Here is a 16,553-nt window from a genome sequence, read left to right as displayed (position 1 = left end):
TTGTGACAGATGACCTAGGGCCGAGGCCGGGGTGCGCCCTATCTTCGAAGGCTTTGCATCCCTTGCCTGCCGATCCATGCCCGCCAAAGAAACCCGAACCGAAGCCCTCGCAGCCGCCCTCAAGATCGTTCTCCTCCTCTCCGGACTGACCGGCATGGGGCTCCTGCTGACCTACCTCGTCAGCTCCTTCGGCTGACCCCTCGCGGCGCGGCGCCGGGTCCCGCGCATCAGATCGCCGGCGCTGCCGGCATGCTCACCAGCCGCCACAGCGACTCCGCCAGGTCCGACATCGTCGCGGGCTGGCGGTACAGGCGGATCTCCACCGGCACCCGCCATTCCCCGCTTCCCGCATCCACCAGCGCGCCGCTGCGCAACTCGTCCTGCACCAGGCTGGCCGGCAACCAGGCCACGCCCTTGCCTTCGCGCACCATGGCCTTGAGCAGGATGGCATGGTGTGCCGTGAAGACGATGGAGGCGCGGGGTTCAACGGCGGCCTGCGCCTCGTCGCCGAACCACTCACGCAGCTGCGCTCGCAGGATGCGCCCGAGGCCCGAAGCCTCGCTGTAGGCCAGCACGGGCAACGGGCCGCCCGCAGCCATGTCATGCAGGGGCTGGCCGCCGGCACCCGGGGCAGACAGCGGCAGCAGCACGTCGTCATCCAGCCGCAGCCATGGGTGTTGCGCCTCGTCCAGCCGGCCCGCCACCTCGACATGCCCGTGGCACAGCACGAACTGCACGCGCCGCTGAAGGGCCAGGTCTTCGCAGGCCAGGGAGCTGTCCGACAGCGTCTGCACCGGGCCGATGCGCAACCGCCCCTCCAGCCCGGCCAGCCAGGTCGGGAACCAGGTCAACGACAGCACATGCGTGGCCGCGAAGCGCAGGCTGGCCGCGGCCGACTCGTGCGCTGCCCGGGCCTTCTGACGCGCCGCCTCCAGCCCCGCCAGCACGCCGCGCAGCAACGGTAGAAAGCGCTGCCCCGCCGCCGTGAGCGCCACCGGGTGGGCGCTGCGGTCGCACAGCTCCACGCCCACCCACTCCTCCAGCGAGCGGATGTGCCGGCTGAAGGCCGGCTGCGCAATGTGCCGCACCTCCGCCGCGCGCGAGAAGCTGCCGGTGTCGGCCAGCGCGACGAAGTCTTCCAGCCAGTCGAGGTCGAGGGGGCGGTTGCCCGGGCCCATGCGCGTCTCCTGCGGGGCCGCACGGCCCGCGATAGTTGTATGCGATTCGAGTATTGGACGGTCCGGGGGCCGGCGCGGAATCATCCGCTCCGCTTCCTTCACCCATCGCACCGCACGGAGACCTGCAATGCCGTCCATCGAAAATTATCGGGGGATCATCCCCGCCATCGCCTGCCCCTTCACCCCCGACCACCGCATCGACGAGCCGGCCCTGCGCCAGCTCGCCAGTTGGCTGGCCGGCCATGAGGGCGTGGTGGCCGTGATGACCAATGGCCACACGGGCGAGGTGTTCTCTCTCACCCCCGCCGAGCGGGCCGAGGTCACGCGCATCGTGGCCGACGAGCTGCGGGGCCGGCTGCCGGTGATCTCGTCCATCGTCTGCGAAGGCCTGGCCGAGGCAGCGGAACATGCGCGCGCCGCCCAGGCCGCCGGCGCCGCCGCGCTGGACGTGATGCCGCCCCACCACTGGCTGCGCTTCGGCTTCACGCCCGGCCATGCGCTGCAGTACTTCGAGGCCATCCACCGCGCCGCGCCCGAGCTGGACCTGGTCTGCCACGTCTACCCCGCCTGGACGCGCGCCTCGTACAGCTCGCAGTTGCTGGCCGAGCTGGCCCGCCTGCCCTACCTGCAGGCCTTCAAGGTCGGCCAGCGGGACATGAACAAGTACGCCCGCGACATCCAGGCCATCCGCGAGGCCGACCCGGCCAAGGCCATCCTGACCTGCCACGACGAATACCTGCTGGCCTCGATGGTGCAGGGCGTGGACGGCGCGCTGGTGGGCTTCGCCACCTTCATCCCGCAGCTCATCATCGACCTGTGGGCCGCCGTGAAGGCCGGCGACCTGAAGAAGGCGATGGCCATCCAGGCGGTGATCACGCCGCTGAAGGACGCCGTCTACGGCGGCGGCGAGCCCACGGGCGAGGCCCATGCGCGCATGAAGGCCGGCATGTACCTGGCCGGCGTGCTGGAGCGCGCCACCGTGCGCCCGCCCACGGAGGCGCCGAACCCGCAAGAGATGGACGCCCTGCGCGCCGCCTGCCGCCAGGCCGGCCTGCTGCGCCGCTGAGCCGTCCGCGCGGCTCGATCAGAACAACGACACCGGAGACAACACCATGCTGCAACGCAGACGCTTTCTGCACGGCGCCCTGGGCGCCGCCACGCTGGCCGCCGCCGCGCCCGTGATGGCGCAGGGCTGGCCCAACCGGGTGGTGCGCGTGATCATTCCCTTCCCGCCCGGCGGCACGCTCGACACGGTCGGCCGCATGCTGGCCCAGAAGCTGGGCGAGCAGATGGGCCAGACCTTCCTGGTCGAGAACCGTCCGGGCGGCAATGGCGCCATCGGCGCCGAGGTGGTGGCCAAGGCGGGCAACGACGGCTACACGCTGCTGTTCAATGCCTCGACCTTCACCACCGCGCCGATGACCATGAAGTCGGTGCGCTACGACGTGGTGCGCGACTTCGCGCCCGTGGCGCTGGTGGCCAAGGCGCCGCTGTCGGTGGCGGTCAACAAGAACCTGCCGATCACCGACGTGCGCTCGCTGATGGCCTACGCCAAGTCCAACCCCGGCAAGATGACCTTCGCCGTGGGTTCCATCGGCTCGGCCGGCCACCTGGCCACGGAGCTGCTGCGCCGCGCCGGCAATCTGGACTACCTGATCGTGCCCTACAAGGGCACGGCGCCCGCGTTCCAGGACCTGATCGGCGGGCAGATCGACGGCTTCATCGACCCGATCCTCGGCTCGCTGCAGTACCACAAGAGCGGCATGCTGCGCGTGGTGGCCGTCACCTCGGCCCAGCGCGCGGCCAGCCTGCCCGACGTGCCCACGGTGGCCGAGACGCTGCCGGGCTACGAGTTCTACAGCTGGTACGGCCTGTGGGCACCCGCAGGCACGCCGGCCGAGATCACGCGGCGCCTCAATGCCGAGACCAACAAGGCCCTCGTCGGCGAGATGAAGACGCTGCTGGGGTCGCAGGGCCTGCTGCTCACGCCCGGAACGGCGGAGGAATTCGCCACCTTCCAGCAGGCCGACATGGAGCGCGCGCGCAAGATCATCACGGAGGGCAACATCCGTGTCGATTGAGGGCCACACCGGGCAGCCGCATGCCGTGCTCAGTGGCAGCAGCAGCGGCATCGGGCGCGCCATCGCCCTGGCGCTGCTCGATGCCGGCTGGCAGGTCAGCGGCCTCGACGCCGCACCCGCTTCGATCACGCACGCGGCCTTCGCGGGCCATGCCATCGACCTGCGCGACGGCGCCGCCATCGCCCGCCTGTGCGCCACGCTGCCGCCCGCCCAGGCCCTGGTGCATGCGGCCGGCGTGCTGCGCGTCGGCCCGCTGGGCCAGCTCGATGCCGAGGCTGGCGAGCTGATGTGGCGCCTGCATGTGGACGCCGCCAGCCGCCTGGCCGATGCGCTGGTGCCCGGCATGGCCGCGCGCGGACTCGGGCGGGTCGTCTTCATCGGCAGCCGCGTGGCGCAGGGCATGCCCGGCCGGAGCCAGTACGCGGCCACCAAGGCGGCGCTGGTCGCGCTGGCCCGCAGCTGGGGCGCCGAGGTGGCGGCCCAGGGCGTGACGGTCAATGTCATCTCGCCCGCCGCCACGGCCACCGGCATGCTGCAGGACCCGGCCCGCGCCGGCAGCGCACCGCGGCTGCCGCCCATCGGCCGGCTGATCGAGCCGGCAGAAATCGCCGCCCTCGCCACCTTCCTGCTCTCGCCTCAGGCGGGGGCCATCACCGGGCAGGACATCGCCATCTGCGGCGGCTCGTCGCTGCCGCGCTGAGCCTGCTTTTCTCTTTTTTCGACCTTTCACTCACGCGCTCGCCATGAAGATCGTCAACATCCTCGAATCCACGCGGCCCATCCAATCCAACATCCGCAACGCCTATATCGACTTCTCGAAGATGACCCTGAGCCTGGTGGCCGTGGTCACCGACGTGATCCGCGACGGGCGGCCGGTGATCGGCTACGGCTTCAACTCCAACGGCCGCTATGGCCAGGGCGCGCTGATGCGCGAGCGCTTCATCCCGCGCGTGCTGGAGGCCGACCCGGCCAGCCTGCGCGATGAGACGGGCGACAACCTGGACCCGCACCGCATCTGGGCCTGCATGATGAGCAACGAGAAGCCGGGCGGCCACGGCGAGCGCTCGGTGGCGGTCGGCACCATCGACATGGCGGTGTGGGACGCCGTGGCCAAGATCGAGGGCAAGCCGCTCTTCCAGCTGCTGGCCGAACGCTACGGCAACGGCCAGGCCAACCCGCGCGTGTTTGTCTACGCGGCCGGCGGCTACTACCACCCGGGCAAGGGCCTGGATGGCCTGCGCCAGGAGATGGAGGGCTACCTGGCCCGTGGCTACTCGGTGGTCAAGATGAAGATCGGCGGCGCGCCGCTGGCCGAGGACTGCGAGCGCATCGAGGCCGTGCTCAGGATGCTCGCGCCCGGCCAGCAACTGGCCGTGGACGCCAACGGCCGCTTCGATCTGCCCACGGCGCTCGACTATGGCCGCGCCCTGTCGCAGTACCCGCTCTTCTGGTACGAGGAGGCCGGCGACCCACTGGACTACGAGCTGCAGGCCCGCCTGGGCGAGGCCTATGCGGGACCGCTGGCCACGGGCGAGAACCTGTTCTCCATGCAGGACGCCCGCAACCTGATCCGCCACGGCGGCATGCGGCCCGACCGCGACTGGCTGCAGTTCGACTGCGCGCTGAGCTATGGCCTGGTGGAGTACCTGCGCACGCTCGACATGCTCAAGGCGCATGGCTGGTCACCCAGCCGCTGCATCCCGCATGGTGGCCACCAGATGTCGCTGGCCATCGCCGCCGGTCTGGGCCTGGGCGGCAACGAGAGCTATCCCGACCTGTTCCAGCCCTACGGCGGCTTCCCCGACGGGGTGAAGGTGGACAACGGCTACGTGCACCTGCCGGCGCTGCCAGGCATCGGCTTCGAGGGCAAGGCCGATCTGATCGCGGAGATGCACGCGCTGGCGCGCTGAGCGGCGGCCGCCCTGCGCCTCAGCGCTGGCCGATGCGCAGGTCGGCGAACAGGTCCTTGAACTCACGCGGCTGCGAACGCCAGTACTGCCGCGGCGCGCTCACCTGGGCGCCGAGTTCGGCCGCGGCATGCCAGGGCCAGCGCGGGTCGTACAGCATGGCGCGCGCCAGCGCCACCGCATCGGCCTGGCCCTCGGCAATGGCGGCCTCGGCCTGGCGAGGTTCGGTGATCAGGCCCACGCCCAGGGTCGGCAGGCCCACGCGCGCCTTCACCTCGCGGGCAAAGCCCAGCTGATAGCCGGGACCCACCGGAATCTTCTGCTGGGGTGACACGCCACCACTGGAGACATGGATCGCGCTGCAGCCGCGCGCCTTGAGTGCCTCGGCGAAGGCCACCGTGCTGGGCAGATCCCATCCGCCGTCGACCCAGTCGGTGGCCGAGACGCGCACCCACACCGGCACCTCGGCCGGGACGGCCGCGCGCACCGCCTCGAACACTTCCAGCGGAAAGCGCATGCGGTTCTCCAGGCTGCCGCCGTAGGCGTCGCTGCGCGCATTGGCCAGCGGCGACAGGAACTGGTGCAGCAGATAGCCATGGGCCGCATGCAGCTCGATGCCCTGCAGGCCCACGCGCACGGCGCGCCGCGCAGCGGCCACGAAGTCGTCGCGGACCTGGGCCAGGCCGGCCTCGTCGAGCGCCGCAGGCGGCACCTCGCCCTCGCTGTGCGGCAGGGCGCTGGGCGCCACGGCCAGCCAGCCGCCGGGCTCGTCGGGGCGCAGTTGGCTGCCGCCGTCCCAGGGCGCGCGGCTGGAGGCCTTGCGTCCGGCATGGGCCAACTGCACGGCGATCGGCATGGCCGAATGCCCGCGTACCGTGCGGAGCATGTCGGCCATCGCTGTTTCGGTCGCCTCGCCGTAGAGGCCCAGGTCGGCGGGGCTGATGCGGCCCTCGGGCGAGACGGCCGTCGCCTCCAGGATCAGCAATCCGGCGCCGGACAGGGCCAGGTGCCCGTAGTGGATGCGGTGCCAGTCGCCCGCCCGACCCTCGTCGGCGGAGTACTGGCACATGGGCGCGATGGCGATGCGGTTGGGCAGCGTCAGTGCGCCCAGGCGCAGGGGTTCGAACAGGGGACTCATCCGGAAGGCTCCTCGGTGCGCAACAAAGCATCGGAGCCTAGCGGAGCGCTGCGCCGGCCGCCGCCGTGGGGCCATGGCGTGCGGCGCGGGCGCGCACAGCAGAGACACCGCCACCGCAAAAACTTCGGACCGGACAGCGCGCTGACTTTGGCCAGGACACGTGGAGGCAGGCCGGGAATCCTCACTCACACGCGCATCAGGGCCTCAGGGCGACCAGCCGAGGTGGCCGCCCGCAGCCAAGGCCAGGAAGCCGACCACGTTCGCCACCACCGTGCCCCAGAGCGCCTTTCGGAACGAGGCCTTGCTCGACTTGTGCCGCAGGTACTGCTGCGCCAGGATCGCCCCCGGCCACCCCCCAAGCAGACCGAGCATCAGCAAGGTGCTCTCCGGCGTGCGCCAGCGCCCTGCCCGCGCTGCAGACTTGTCGAGCGCATAGGCGGCGAAGCAGACTGCGCTGGCGCCCACGTAGAGCCAGCCAGTCCAGCGGGGCGCATTCCCCGTCATCACCGCAGTCAGCCAGACGAGGCCGAAGGCCGGCAGCACGAACAAGGTCACGCCCCCGCGCCGGGCGCGAATGGGCGCTGCACGCCGACGGCCCGCTGCCGCGACGGCGACGCCGCGCTCCGGCCGGACGTGCAGGGCACGCTTGCGCTGGTTGGGTCCCTGCCCCACCTCGAAGCTCAGGCGCTGGCCCCGCTGCGGCCGGCCGGCGCCCGGCGGCAGCGCCTTGATGTGGAAGAAGATCGGCTCGCCGCCCACGTCGGCATCGATGAAGCCGAAGCCCCGCTCATCGTTCCATTCGCGGACCGTGCCCGTGAAGCGGCTCACCTCAGCAACCCAGCAGGTCGGCCAGTTGCCCGATGTCCCTCACATGAAGATCGTTGCCCTGCTGTGGCGACACGTCCTTGGGGCGCGACGGGCCGAACTCCGCGGGCCGCTCGATGTAGGCCGTGGCCAGGCCACAGTGGCGTGCGGCGGCCAGGTCGTTGTGGTGGGCCGCGGCCAGCATCACGCGGTTGGGCGGCAGGTCGAACACGCCGGCCACGCCGAGGTAGGTGCGCGGGTCGGGCTTGTAGGCCTTGAAGACTTCGGCCGAGAGCACGCAGTCCCAGGGCAGGCCAGCGCGCTTGGCCATGTTGGTCAGCAGGCCGATGTTGCCGTTGGACAGCGGGCAGATGGTGTAGCGGCGCTTGAGCCGGGTGAGCCCCGCCACCGCATCGGGCCAGGCGGGCAGCCGGTGCCAGGCGCGGTTGAGCTCGCGCTTGGCGGCGCGGTCCAGCCGATCCGAGCCGATGGAGAAGTCGGCCAGCACGGTCTCCAGGATGCTCAGGTGCAGCTCGTCGAGCAGTGTGAAGCCGCCTTCGCCTGCCGAGATCCGCTCCATCACGGCCTTCATCGCCGGCTGGTAGCCGGCGCGCCAGGCCAGGGCGAAGGCGCTGCCATCGGTGCCGGGCAGCAGCCGCTCGACCTCGGCGGCGATGCCGCTGTGCCAGTCCACGACGGTGCCGAAGACGTCGAAGGCGATGACCTCGATGGAGGCGGGATCGAAATCGTTGGGTGCAGTCATGGCTTGGCACTCTAGCGCCAGGGGGCGCCGGCGTCCTGCATCAGCGCGACAGCGCCTTGGCCTCGCGCGCCAGGGTCTCGATGCGGGCCCAGTCCTTCTGCGCGATGGCATCGGCGGGCACGATCCACGAGCCGCCCACGCAGGCCACGTTCGCCAGCGCCAGGAACTCCGCCGCATTGCCCGCATGGATGCCGCCCGTGGGACAGAACTTCACCTCGCCGAAGGGCCCTTGCCAGGCCTTGAGCATGGGCGCACCGCCCGCCTGCAGCGCCGGGAAGAACTTGAGCTGCTGGAAGCCGTCTTCCTGCGCCATCATGATCTCGCTGCCCGTGGCCACGCCCGGCAGCAGCGGCATGCCCAGGTCGTGGCAGGCCTTGCCCACGGCGCGGGTGTAGCCCGGGCTCACGCCGAAGCGGGCACCGGCCAGGGCAGCCGCCTGGGCATCGGCGGCGCTGCGGATGGTGCCGGCGCCGGCCACGGCCTCGGGCACTTCCTTGGCGATGCGCTCGATGCACTCCAGCGCCACCGGCGTGCGCAGCGTCACCTCCAGCATGCGGATGCCGCCGGCCGCCAGGGCACGGGCCAGGGGCACGGCGTCCTGCGGGTCCTGCAGCACGATGACCGGAATGACGGGTGCGTCTTGCATCACGTCGAGGGCGGTGAGGGTGGGGTTCATGGCATTGGCCTTGGCAAGGCGGAAAGAGGTTTCAGAGGAAAGAAGAACGAGGGCATCGCGAGACAGTCGATCCAAAACCGTTCAGGCTGAGCTTGTCGAAGCCGGGGCACCGGGGTGTCAAAAGCCCTTCGACGAGCTCAGGGCGAACGGGTCAATCGACTGGACAGGACGGTGCTCAAAGCCAGGTGCAGGCGCCCTCTTCCGCGGCAGTGGCGTTGCGGCGCATGCCGGCGAAGAGCTCGCGGCCCAGGCCGCGGCCATCGGCGGCGCGCTGCTCGGCGGACATGACGGCCGCCTCGCGCTGGGCCCATTCGTCCTCGGGCACCAGCACCGCAAGCGTCCCGGCCACGGCGTCCAGCCGGATCAGGTCACCGTCGCGCACCTTGGCCAGCGGGCCACCGGCCGCGGCTTCGGGCGAGACATGGATGGCGGCCGGCACCTTGCCCGAAGCGCCGCTCATGCGGCCATCGGTCACCAGCGCCACCTTGAAGCCCTTGCCCTGCAGCACCGACAGCGGCGGCGTCAGCTTGTGCAGCTCGGGCATGCCATTGGCCTGCGGGCCCTGCCAGCGCACCACGCAGACCACGTCGCGCTCCAGCTCGCCGGCCGCAAAGGCCTTCTGCAGCGCGGCCTGCGAGTCGAAGACCTGCGCGGGCGCCTCGATCACATGGCGGTCGTCGGGCACCGACGACACCTTGATCACGCTGCGGCCCAGGTTGCCGGTGAGCAGCTTGAGCCCGCCGGTCGCGCTGAAGGGATTGTTGGCGGGGCGGGCCACGTCCACGTCCTTCGACGGCCAGGCGGGCACCCAGTTCAGGCCGCCGCCGTCGGCGCCCTGCGGGATCTGCGCGTACTCGGCCAGGCCGCCGGGGCGCACGGTGCGCACGTCGGCATGCATCAGGCCGGCCTCCATCAGCTCGTGGATCACGAAGCCGGGGCCGCCCGCCTGCTGGAAGCCGTTCACGTCGGCCGTGCCGTTGGGGTACACGCGGGTCAGCAGCGGCACCACGTCGGACAGCTGCGAGAAGTCGTTCCAGTCGATCAGGATGCCGGCAGCGCGCGCCACCGCCACCCAGTGGATCAGGTGGTTGGTGGAGCCGCCCGTGGCCAGCAGCGCGACCATGGCGTTGACGATGCAGCGCTCGTCCACCAGTTCGCCGATCGGCGGTACCGCATAGCCCTGGGCCGCCGTCCTGCCGAGCACGGTGCGCACCGCCTCGCGCGTGAGCTGCTCGCGCAGGCCGTCGTGCGGCTGGATGAAGGCGGTGCCCGGCACATGCAGGCCCATGGCCTCCATCAGCATCTGGTTGCTGTTGGCCGTGCCGTAGAAGGTGCAGGTGCCCTGGTCGTGGTAGGCGGCCATCTCGGCCTCCATCAGGCCTTCGCGGCCGACCAGGCCTTGCGCCGCCTGCTCGCGCACCTTGGCCTTGGCGCTGTTCGACAGGCCCGAGGGCATGGGCCCGGCCGGCACGAACACCGTGGGCAGGTGGCCGAAGTGCAGCGCGCCGATCAGCAGGCCCGGCACGATCTTGTCGCAGATGCCCAGCATGAGCGCGGCATCGAACATGTCGTGCGTGAGGGCCACGGCGGTGCCCATGGCGATGGTGTCGCGGCTGAACAGCGACAGCTCCATGCCCGGCGTGCCCTGCGTCACGCCGTCGCACATGGCCGGCACGCCGCCGGCGACCTGGGCCGTGGCACCGAGTTTGCGGGCCTCGTCCTTGAGCACCTCTGGGTAGGTGCGGAAGGGCGCGTGGGCCGACAGCATGTCGTTGTAGGCCGTGACGATGCCGATGTTGGGCGCGCGCTCGGCCACGATGCGCAGCTTGTCGTTGGCGGGCACGCCGGCCACGGCATGGGCCACGTTGGCGCAGCCCATGCGGTCGGACCCGCGCTGGCGGCTGCCGATCTCGGCGATCTGCTGCAGGTAGGCCGCACGCAGGTCGCGGCTTTTCTCGCGGATGCGTTCGGTGACGGCGTGGAGCGTGGGGTGCAGGGAGGAGCTGGGCATGGCGGGCGCGTGGGGCTGGGGAAACTACGGAGTCAATCGTACGTCGCAACCGGCCCGGCACGCGCGTCGGATTGCAACGCCCGCCCCGCGCGCCGGGCCGTTGCGGCGCGCCTTACTTGCCGCCGCGGGCCTTGGCGACCGCCGCGTTGACCGAGTCCCAGGTCTCCTGGCCCACGGACTTGGCGATGCCGGCGTGCACCGACGTGAGCTTCTCGCGCATGCGGTTGGCCTCGGCAGGCGGCAGCTCGTTGACCTGCATGCCCTTGGTCTTGAGCTCGGCCAGGGCCTGGGCGGCTTCCTCGCGGGTGTCCTTGCGCTCGAAGTCGCGGCTCTTGACGGCGGCGTCCTGCAGCACCTTCTTCTCGGCCGGGCTGAGCGTGTCCCACCACTTCTTGCTCACCGTGACGATCCAGGGGCTGTAGACGTGGTTGGTGACCGTGAGGTACTTCTGCACTTCGTAGAACTTGCTGGAGAGCACCGTGTTGTATGGGTTCTCCTGGCCGTCCACGGCGCGCGTCTCCAGCGCGGTGAACAGCTCCGAGAAGGGCAGCGGCACCGCGTTGGCGCCCAGCGTCTTGAAGCTGTCGAGGAACACGTTGTTCTGCATCACGCGCAGCTTGACGTCGTTCAGGTCCTCCAGCTTGGTGACGGGCCGCTTGCTGTTGGTGAGGTTGCGGAAGCCGTTCTCCCAGTACACCAGCCCCACCATGCCCTTGGGCTCCAGCTTGGCCTTGACGGCCTCGCCGGTGGGGCCGTCGAGTACCGTGTCGGCCTCCTTGGCGGTGGAGAACAGGAAGGGCGTGTCCCACACGGCCATCTCGGGCACCAGGCCCACCAGGGTGGCGGTCGAGCCGACCATCATCTCCTGCGCACCGCCGATCAGGGCCTGCTGCATCTGGGTGTCCGAGCCCAGGGACGCATTGCCGATGCCGCGGATCTTCATCTTGCCGCCGGTGGCCTTCTCGACCTCCTGCGCGAAGAAGCGCACCGCGCGGCCCTGGTTGGAGTTGTCGACCAGGCCATAGCCGAAGCGCACGATGCGCGGCTTGAAGTCCTGGGCGTGGGCGGCACCGGTGGCCACGAGAGCGGCGACGAGGCCGGCGAGAGCGAAACGCATGCGCATGGTTGTCTTCCTTTGGATCGAGACGAGGGTCGGGAACGGAAACGGGACGAGAAAGCGGGGGCGTGGCGGCGGATCAGTGCATCCACGCCAGCGGCGCCGTGATGAGCTGCGGAAAGATCACCATCAGCACCAGCAGCAGCACGTACATCAGCAGGAAGGGCGTGGTGCCGCGGATGACGGTCTCCATCCGCAGCCGGCCCACGCCGGCCACCACGTTCTGCACCGTGCCCACGGGCGGGGTGATCAGCCCGATGCAGCCCACGTAGATGAACATGAAGCCGAAGTACACCGGGTCGATGCCGGCCTTGACGGCCAGCGGCGCGCACACCGGGCCGAAGATCAGGATGGTGGGCGTGAGGTCCATGGCCGTGCCCACCGCCAGCAGGAAGACCATCATCAGGGCCATGAACACCACGGGGTTGCCCATGACGCCGGCGAAGCTGTCGGCCAGCAGGTTGGGCAGGTCGGCCAGCGTGATCATGTAGGCCGTGACGGTGGCCGCGCCGCACAGGAACATGACCACGGCGGTGGTCTTGCCGGCCGCCAGGAACACGTCGTACAGGCGCGCCAGCGTCAGCTCGCGGTAGATGAAGGTCGACACGAGCAGCGCGTAGACCGCCGCCACGACGGCCGCCTCGGTGGGCGTGAAGATGCCACCCTTGAGGCCGCCCAGGATGATGACCGGCATCATCATGGCCCAGAAGCTGTGGCCCAGCGCCTTGACGCGCGCACCCCACTGCACGCGCGGCAGGGCCGCCAGCTGGTGCTTTCGCGCGATGAAGGCCCAGGCCGCGATCAGGAAGATGCCCATCAGCAGGCCGGGCACCACGCCCGACAGGAAGAGCTTGCTGATCGAGGTGTTGGTCGTCACCCCGTAGATCACGAAGGGCATCGACGGCGGGATGATGGGCGCAATGATGCCGCCCGAGGCCAGCAGCCCCGCGCTGTAGCCGGGCGGGTACTTCTGCTCGCGCATCATCGGCAGCAGGATGGTCGCCAGCGCCGCGGTGTCGGCGATGGCCGAGCCGCTCATCGAGGCCAGCAGCACGGCCGCGCCGATGGCCACGAAGCCCAGGCCGCCGCGGATGTGACCCACGAAGGCGCGGGCCAGGTCGATGATGCGGCGCGACAGGCCACCCGCGTTCATCAGCTCGCCCGCCAGGATGAAGAAGGGCACGGCCAGCAGCGGGAAGTTGTCGAAGCCCGCCTGCAGGTTCTGCGCCAGCAGCTGCGAGTCGAAGAAGTCCAGGTGCCACATCAGCGCCACGCCGGTGAGCACCAGCGCCTGCGCAATGGGCATGCCGATGGCCATGCCGCCGATGAGCACGGCCAGGAAGATGAAGGTGACGATCATGTTCTGCTCGGAAGGTGGGACCGGGTCGTCATTCGAGGATGGCTTCGTCGTCCGCGCCTTCAAGCGGCTTGCCGCGGCGCAGTTCGATGGCCAGGGCCGCCAGCAGGCCGAGGCCGAGCACCAGGGTGGCCGCCGCGCCCAGCGCCAGCGGATAGCCCAGCACGGTGCTGAAGCTGTTCATGCCGGCCTTGACCTGCTCCCAGGAGCCGATGACGAGCAACACGAGGCACAGCCCGATGAGCAGGCGGCTCACCCAAAACAGCAGCCGCGCCGGCGTGCCCGAGAGCCGCGACGTGAGCATGTCGAAGCCCAGGTGCTTGGCCTCGAAGGCCGCCACGATGGCGCCCACCGCCACCAGCCACACGAAGAGCAGGCGCGAGATCTCCTCGTACGACACGATGCTGGTCGAGAAGACGTAGCGCAGCACCACGTTGACGAACACCGCCACAACCATGCCGGCCAGGGCCAGCACCATGAAGTGCTCGGCCAGGCGCTTGAGCAGCGGCCCGCGAACGGGGCCCGAAGGGGTGGATGAAGAAGATGGGGAAGAGGTCGTCATGCGATGTCTCCGGCGTGTCGGTCGGCGGCCCGCGGCGCGGCAGGCCGGGCCCAGGCGGCGATCTCGGCCACCAGGTCGACCAGTGGCCGCGTGGCGTCGAGCGTGAGCACGCCGGCTTCGCCCGTGGGCGACTCCAGCGTGGCGAACTGGTTGGCCACCAGGTCGGGCGAGAAGAAATGGCCGGGCCGCGACTTCACGCGGTCCAGGGCCTGTTCGAAGTCCAGCGACAGGAAGGCGAAACCCAGGCGCGGATTGGCGGCACGCAGCCGGTCGCGGTACTTGCGGCGCAGGGCCGAGCAGGTGAGCACCACGCCGCCAGGTGCGGCCTGCGGTGTCAGCAGCGCGGCCAGCCGGTCCAGCCAGCCGGCGCGGTCGGCGTCGTCCAGCGGGATGCCCGCGCTCATCTTGGCGATGCTCTCGGGCGCGTGGTAGGTGTCGCCCTCGCACAGCGGCCAGCCCAGCGCGTCGGCGCAGCCCTGGCCCACGCTCGATTTGCCGCAGCCGGACACGCCCATCACCACGATGGCCGACGGCTGGAACGATGAGATAGCGCTATCCATTCGAATCCAAAAAAAGCTGCGCGGTTTCAGCCTGCGCAGCCGAGGGGAGAGAGGAGAACCTCCCTCGACATGAAGTGCCGGTCGTTCAGGTCGGGTTGATGCACCGCACAAACCCTGCTGGTCGAACCGACTGGATAGCGCTATCTTATTGAACAATGATTTCTCGCCCGCCTAGGACAAACCCTTGACCGACGCCACCCGCCGCCCCCGCCGCTCCAGCGGCCGCCTCACCCTGGAAGACGTGGCGCGCGCCGCCGGCGTGAGCCCCATCACCGTCTCGCGTGCGCTGCGGGGCGAGCGCAGCGTGGACCCGGTGCTGGTCGAACGTGTGCGGGAGGCTGCTGCGCGCCTGGGCTACGTGCCCGACCCTGCCGCCCGCGCCCTCGCCTCGCAACGCAGCAGCCATGTCGCGGTGCTGATTCCGCTGCTCACCAACACCCTCTTCGTCGACCTGCTCGAAGCCGTGCAGCGCACCCTGCGCGCCAACGGTTTCCAGACGCTGATCGGCGTGACCCACTACGACCCGCGCGAGGAAGAGCAGCTGCTGCGCGAGCAGCTGATGCACCGCCCGGCCGGCCTCATCGTCACCGGCTTCGAGCGCAGCGAGGAGACCCGCGCGCTCATCCAGGCCAGCCGCGTGCCCTGCGTGCACGTCATGGAGACCAGCCGTGCCCCAGGCGTGCATTGCGTGGGGTTCTCGCAGCAGGACGCCGGTCAGGCGCTCACCGCCCATCTGCTCGCGCGCGGCGCGCGCCGCATTGCCTACGCCGCCGCCCAGCTCGATGCGCGCGTGATGCAGCGCGCCGAGGGCTACCGTCGCGCCCTGCAGGCCGCCGGCTGCTACGACCCGGCGCTCGAGTTCCTGCGGCCCGAGCCCTCGTCCTTCGCCCTGGGCGCGCAGATGTTCGGCCGCATCGTGGCCGAGGCGAAGCCCGACGCCATCTTCTTCTGCAACGACGACCTGGCCCAGGGCGCCCTGATGGCCGCGCCGCGGCTGGGCATCTCGGTGCCTCGCGACGTGGCCGTGGCCGGCTTCAACGACCTGCCCGGCAGCGACCAGCTGCTGCCCAGCCTGACCAGCGTGCGCACACCGCGGCGCGAAATCGGCCAAGCGGCGGCCGGCATGCTCCTGCAGCTGATGCGCGGGACGCCGGTCGAGCAGAGCTGCATCGAGCTGGCCTGGGAGGTGGTGGGCCGGGAAAGCGCCTGAGGGCGAAGCGCCGATCCAGCCCGGCCACCGCCCTCCCTGTGCCCGACAACCCGAAGGCGGGAACATTCCAACGCGCCGCGCACCTCACCTATTTTGTGTTCCCTTCGAAAAGCACCCTACCCATGGCCGCCGGCACCCTCTTCACCGTTCTTGCCAACATCCCCTGGGGCCAGGTCGTCGAGAACGCGCCCAAGGTCGCGGAGGGCGCGGCGAAGCTGTGGGGCTCCGTCACCCGGCGGCGCCAGAGCGCGGAGCAGGCGGCGGCCACCGAGGCCGAGACGCCACCCGCCCGGCCGCTCACCGAGGCGGAACAGCTTCGCCAGCAGGTCCAGCGTCTGGAAGGCGCCGTCCGGGACATCGAGGCGCAGATGCAGGCCTCGACCGAACTCATCAAATCCCTGGCCGAGCAGAACACCCAGCTCATCGCCCGCATCGAGATGAACCGCGTGCGGCTGCAGCGCTTGAAGTGGCTCACGGTGGGCCTGGCCGCAGGACTGGCGGCGACCGTCGTCCATCTGATCGCACGCTGATCGCGGTCAGCGGCCCGGGCTGCGGGCGCGCACAAAAAAGCCCGGCATCGCCGGGCTCGGTCGGGCATAGGGCAGGCGCTGCGTCAGTCGACCAGCTTGACCTCGACGCGACGCGCTGCCGCGTCGTCGCCCTGGCCAGCGGCGGCGACGGCCGGCTTCTCCAGCGTGACCTTGTCCTGCGGCACGCCCAGGCCCACCAGCACGTCGCGCACGGTGATGGCACGCTGCTTGGCCAGTTCGTCGTTCTTGGCCGCGTCGCCCGTCGTGTCGTGGTAGCCCGAGATGACCGCCTTGCGGCCGTTCTGCACACCCTGCAGCACCAGGGCCAGCGCCTCGGCGGCGCCCGGGGCGATGTCGGCACTGCCGGTGGCGAAGTAGAACTTCACCACGCCGCCTTCCACGCGCACGCTGGCACCTTCGGGCACCACGGCCACCACCGTCTCGGTGATGACGGCGACACCCGTGGCAGGGGCCGCCGGTGCGGTGCTGGCGGTGCCGGGGGCATCGGCGTCGCCGCGGCCGGGCATGCCGTAGTGGTAGACCGCGGCGCCGATCGTCGTGGCGACGATCAGGGCAATGATCACGAACACGAGGCCAAGGGCAAAGCGTTGCTGGGAGTCGTCGTCGGGGGTGGACATGAGGCTGCGTCTCTCGGGATG

Annotated in this window: 17 protein-coding genes; 6 read left to right on the top strand and 11 right to left on the bottom strand. The window is 70.5% G+C overall.

Features of this window, described 5'->3' with window-relative positions; all coding sequences use genetic code 11:
- Positions 1-227: 227 nt before the first annotated feature.
- The gene (locus tag BXA03_RS03880) at positions 228-1,178 is read right to left on the bottom strand and encodes a LysR family transcriptional regulator (protein WP_076504017.1); all 951 of its coding nucleotides are present in this window, start codon (positions 1,176-1,178) and stop codon (positions 228-230) included.
- Positions 1,179-1,305: 127 nt separating this feature from the next.
- On the opposite strand from BXA03_RS03880, the gene BXA03_RS03875 reads away from it, so the two are divergent.
- Genes BXA03_RS03875 through BXA03_RS03860 form a run of 4 tightly spaced genes read left to right on the top strand, consistent with a single transcriptional unit; the run spans position 1,306 to position 5,169 of the window.
- Positions 1,306-2,244, top strand: coding sequence for a dihydrodipicolinate synthase family protein (locus BXA03_RS03875; protein ID WP_076504015.1), 939 nt, complete (start codon positions 1,306-1,308; stop codon positions 2,242-2,244).
- Between the two features lie 49 nt (positions 2,245-2,293).
- Positions 2,294-3,259 carry a Bug family tripartite tricarboxylate transporter substrate binding protein gene (locus BXA03_RS03870; RefSeq protein WP_076504824.1) on the top strand — a complete coding sequence of 322 codons (966 nt, stop codon included), beginning with the start codon at positions 2,294-2,296 and terminating at the stop codon, positions 3,257-3,259.
- Positions 3,255-3,959 (top strand): SDR family NAD(P)-dependent oxidoreductase, encoded by a 705-nt coding sequence (locus BXA03_RS03865; RefSeq protein WP_076504822.1) that lies wholly within the window; start codon positions 3,255-3,257, stop codon positions 3,957-3,959. Before BXA03_RS03870 ends, BXA03_RS03865 begins: the two co-directional genes overlap by 5 nt.
- Positions 3,960-4,002: 43 nt before the next feature.
- Positions 4,003-5,169: a mandelate racemase/muconate lactonizing enzyme family protein gene (locus tag BXA03_RS03860; RefSeq protein WP_076504012.1), complete on the top strand. Its 1,167-nt coding sequence runs from the start codon at positions 4,003-4,005 to the stop codon at positions 5,167-5,169.
- Between the two features lie 19 nt (positions 5,170-5,188).
- Here BXA03_RS03860 and BXA03_RS03855 read toward each other — a convergent pair whose 3' ends face one another.
- The 9 genes from BXA03_RS03855 to BXA03_RS03815 form a co-directional block, all read right to left on the bottom strand.
- Positions 5,189-6,304, bottom strand: a complete 1,116-nt coding sequence (locus BXA03_RS03855; RefSeq protein ID WP_076504009.1) for an NADH:flavin oxidoreductase/NADH oxidase — start codon at positions 6,302-6,304, stop codon at positions 5,189-5,191.
- Between the two features lie 204 nt (positions 6,305-6,508).
- Positions 6,509-7,132 (bottom strand): DUF1294 domain-containing protein, encoded by a 624-nt coding sequence (locus tag BXA03_RS03850; RefSeq protein ID WP_076504006.1) that lies wholly within the window; start codon positions 7,130-7,132, stop codon positions 6,509-6,511.
- Position 7,133: 1 nt separating this feature from the next.
- A complete protein-coding gene (locus BXA03_RS03845) occupies positions 7,134-7,871 on the bottom strand; it encodes a haloacid dehalogenase type II (protein ID WP_076504003.1) in 738 nt (245 codons plus the stop codon).
- Positions 7,872-7,911: 40 nt separating this feature from the next.
- Positions 7,912-8,547, bottom strand: a complete 636-nt coding sequence (eda, locus tag BXA03_RS03840; RefSeq protein WP_076504000.1) for a bifunctional 4-hydroxy-2-oxoglutarate aldolase/2-dehydro-3-deoxy-phosphogluconate aldolase — start codon at positions 8,545-8,547, stop codon at positions 7,912-7,914.
- Positions 8,548-8,722: 175 nt separating this feature from the next.
- The gene (gene edd / locus BXA03_RS03835) at positions 8,723-10,558 is read right to left on the bottom strand and encodes a phosphogluconate dehydratase (RefSeq protein WP_076503998.1); all 1,836 of its coding nucleotides are present in this window, start codon (positions 10,556-10,558) and stop codon (positions 8,723-8,725) included.
- 112 nt (positions 10,559-10,670) lie between these two features.
- A complete protein-coding gene (locus BXA03_RS03830; RefSeq protein ID WP_076503995.1) occupies positions 10,671-11,681 on the bottom strand; it encodes a TRAP transporter substrate-binding protein in 1,011 nt (336 codons plus the stop codon).
- A 73-nt stretch (positions 11,682-11,754) separates the two neighbouring features.
- Complete coding sequence (locus tag BXA03_RS03825) at positions 11,755-13,035, bottom strand: TRAP transporter large permease (protein WP_076503992.1); 1,281 nt, start codon at positions 13,033-13,035, stop codon at positions 11,755-11,757.
- Between the two features lie 28 nt (positions 13,036-13,063).
- Positions 13,064-13,594, bottom strand: coding sequence for a TRAP transporter small permease (locus BXA03_RS03820; protein WP_076503989.1), 531 nt, complete (start codon positions 13,592-13,594; stop codon positions 13,064-13,066).
- On the bottom strand, positions 13,591-14,154 hold the full coding sequence (locus BXA03_RS03815; RefSeq protein WP_234983587.1) for a gluconokinase: 564 nt from the start codon (positions 14,152-14,154) through the stop codon (positions 13,591-13,593). The genes BXA03_RS03820 and BXA03_RS03815 overlap by 4 nt, the downstream gene beginning before the upstream one ends.
- A 184-nt stretch (positions 14,155-14,338) precedes the next feature.
- Here BXA03_RS03815 and BXA03_RS03810 point away from each other — a divergent pair, with 184 nt between their 5' ends.
- Together BXA03_RS03810 and BXA03_RS03805 are read left to right on the top strand one after the other, a co-directional pair.
- A complete protein-coding gene (locus tag BXA03_RS03810; RefSeq protein WP_076503987.1) occupies positions 14,339-15,364 on the top strand; it encodes an HTH-type transcriptional regulator GntR in 1,026 nt (341 codons plus the stop codon).
- Between the two features lie 122 nt (positions 15,365-15,486).
- Positions 15,487-15,894 (top strand): hypothetical protein, encoded by a 408-nt coding sequence (locus BXA03_RS03805; RefSeq protein ID WP_076503984.1) that lies wholly within the window; start codon positions 15,487-15,489, stop codon positions 15,892-15,894.
- A gap of 83 nt (positions 15,895-15,977) precedes the next feature.
- On the opposite strand, the gene BXA03_RS03800 is transcribed toward BXA03_RS03805, so the two are convergent.
- The gene (locus tag BXA03_RS03800; protein ID WP_076504816.1) at positions 15,978-16,532 is read right to left on the bottom strand and encodes an OmpA family protein; all 555 of its coding nucleotides are present in this window, start codon (positions 16,530-16,532) and stop codon (positions 15,978-15,980) included.
- Positions 16,533-16,553: the final 21 nt, after the last annotated feature.

The sequence above is a fragment of the Pseudacidovorax sp. RU35E genome, assembly GCF_900156165.1.
Lineage (GTDB): Bacteria > Pseudomonadota > Gammaproteobacteria > Burkholderiales > Burkholderiaceae_C > Xenophilus.
Note: the sequence above shows the minus strand (reverse complement) of the source record. Positions and strands in the feature narration are given on the sequence as shown.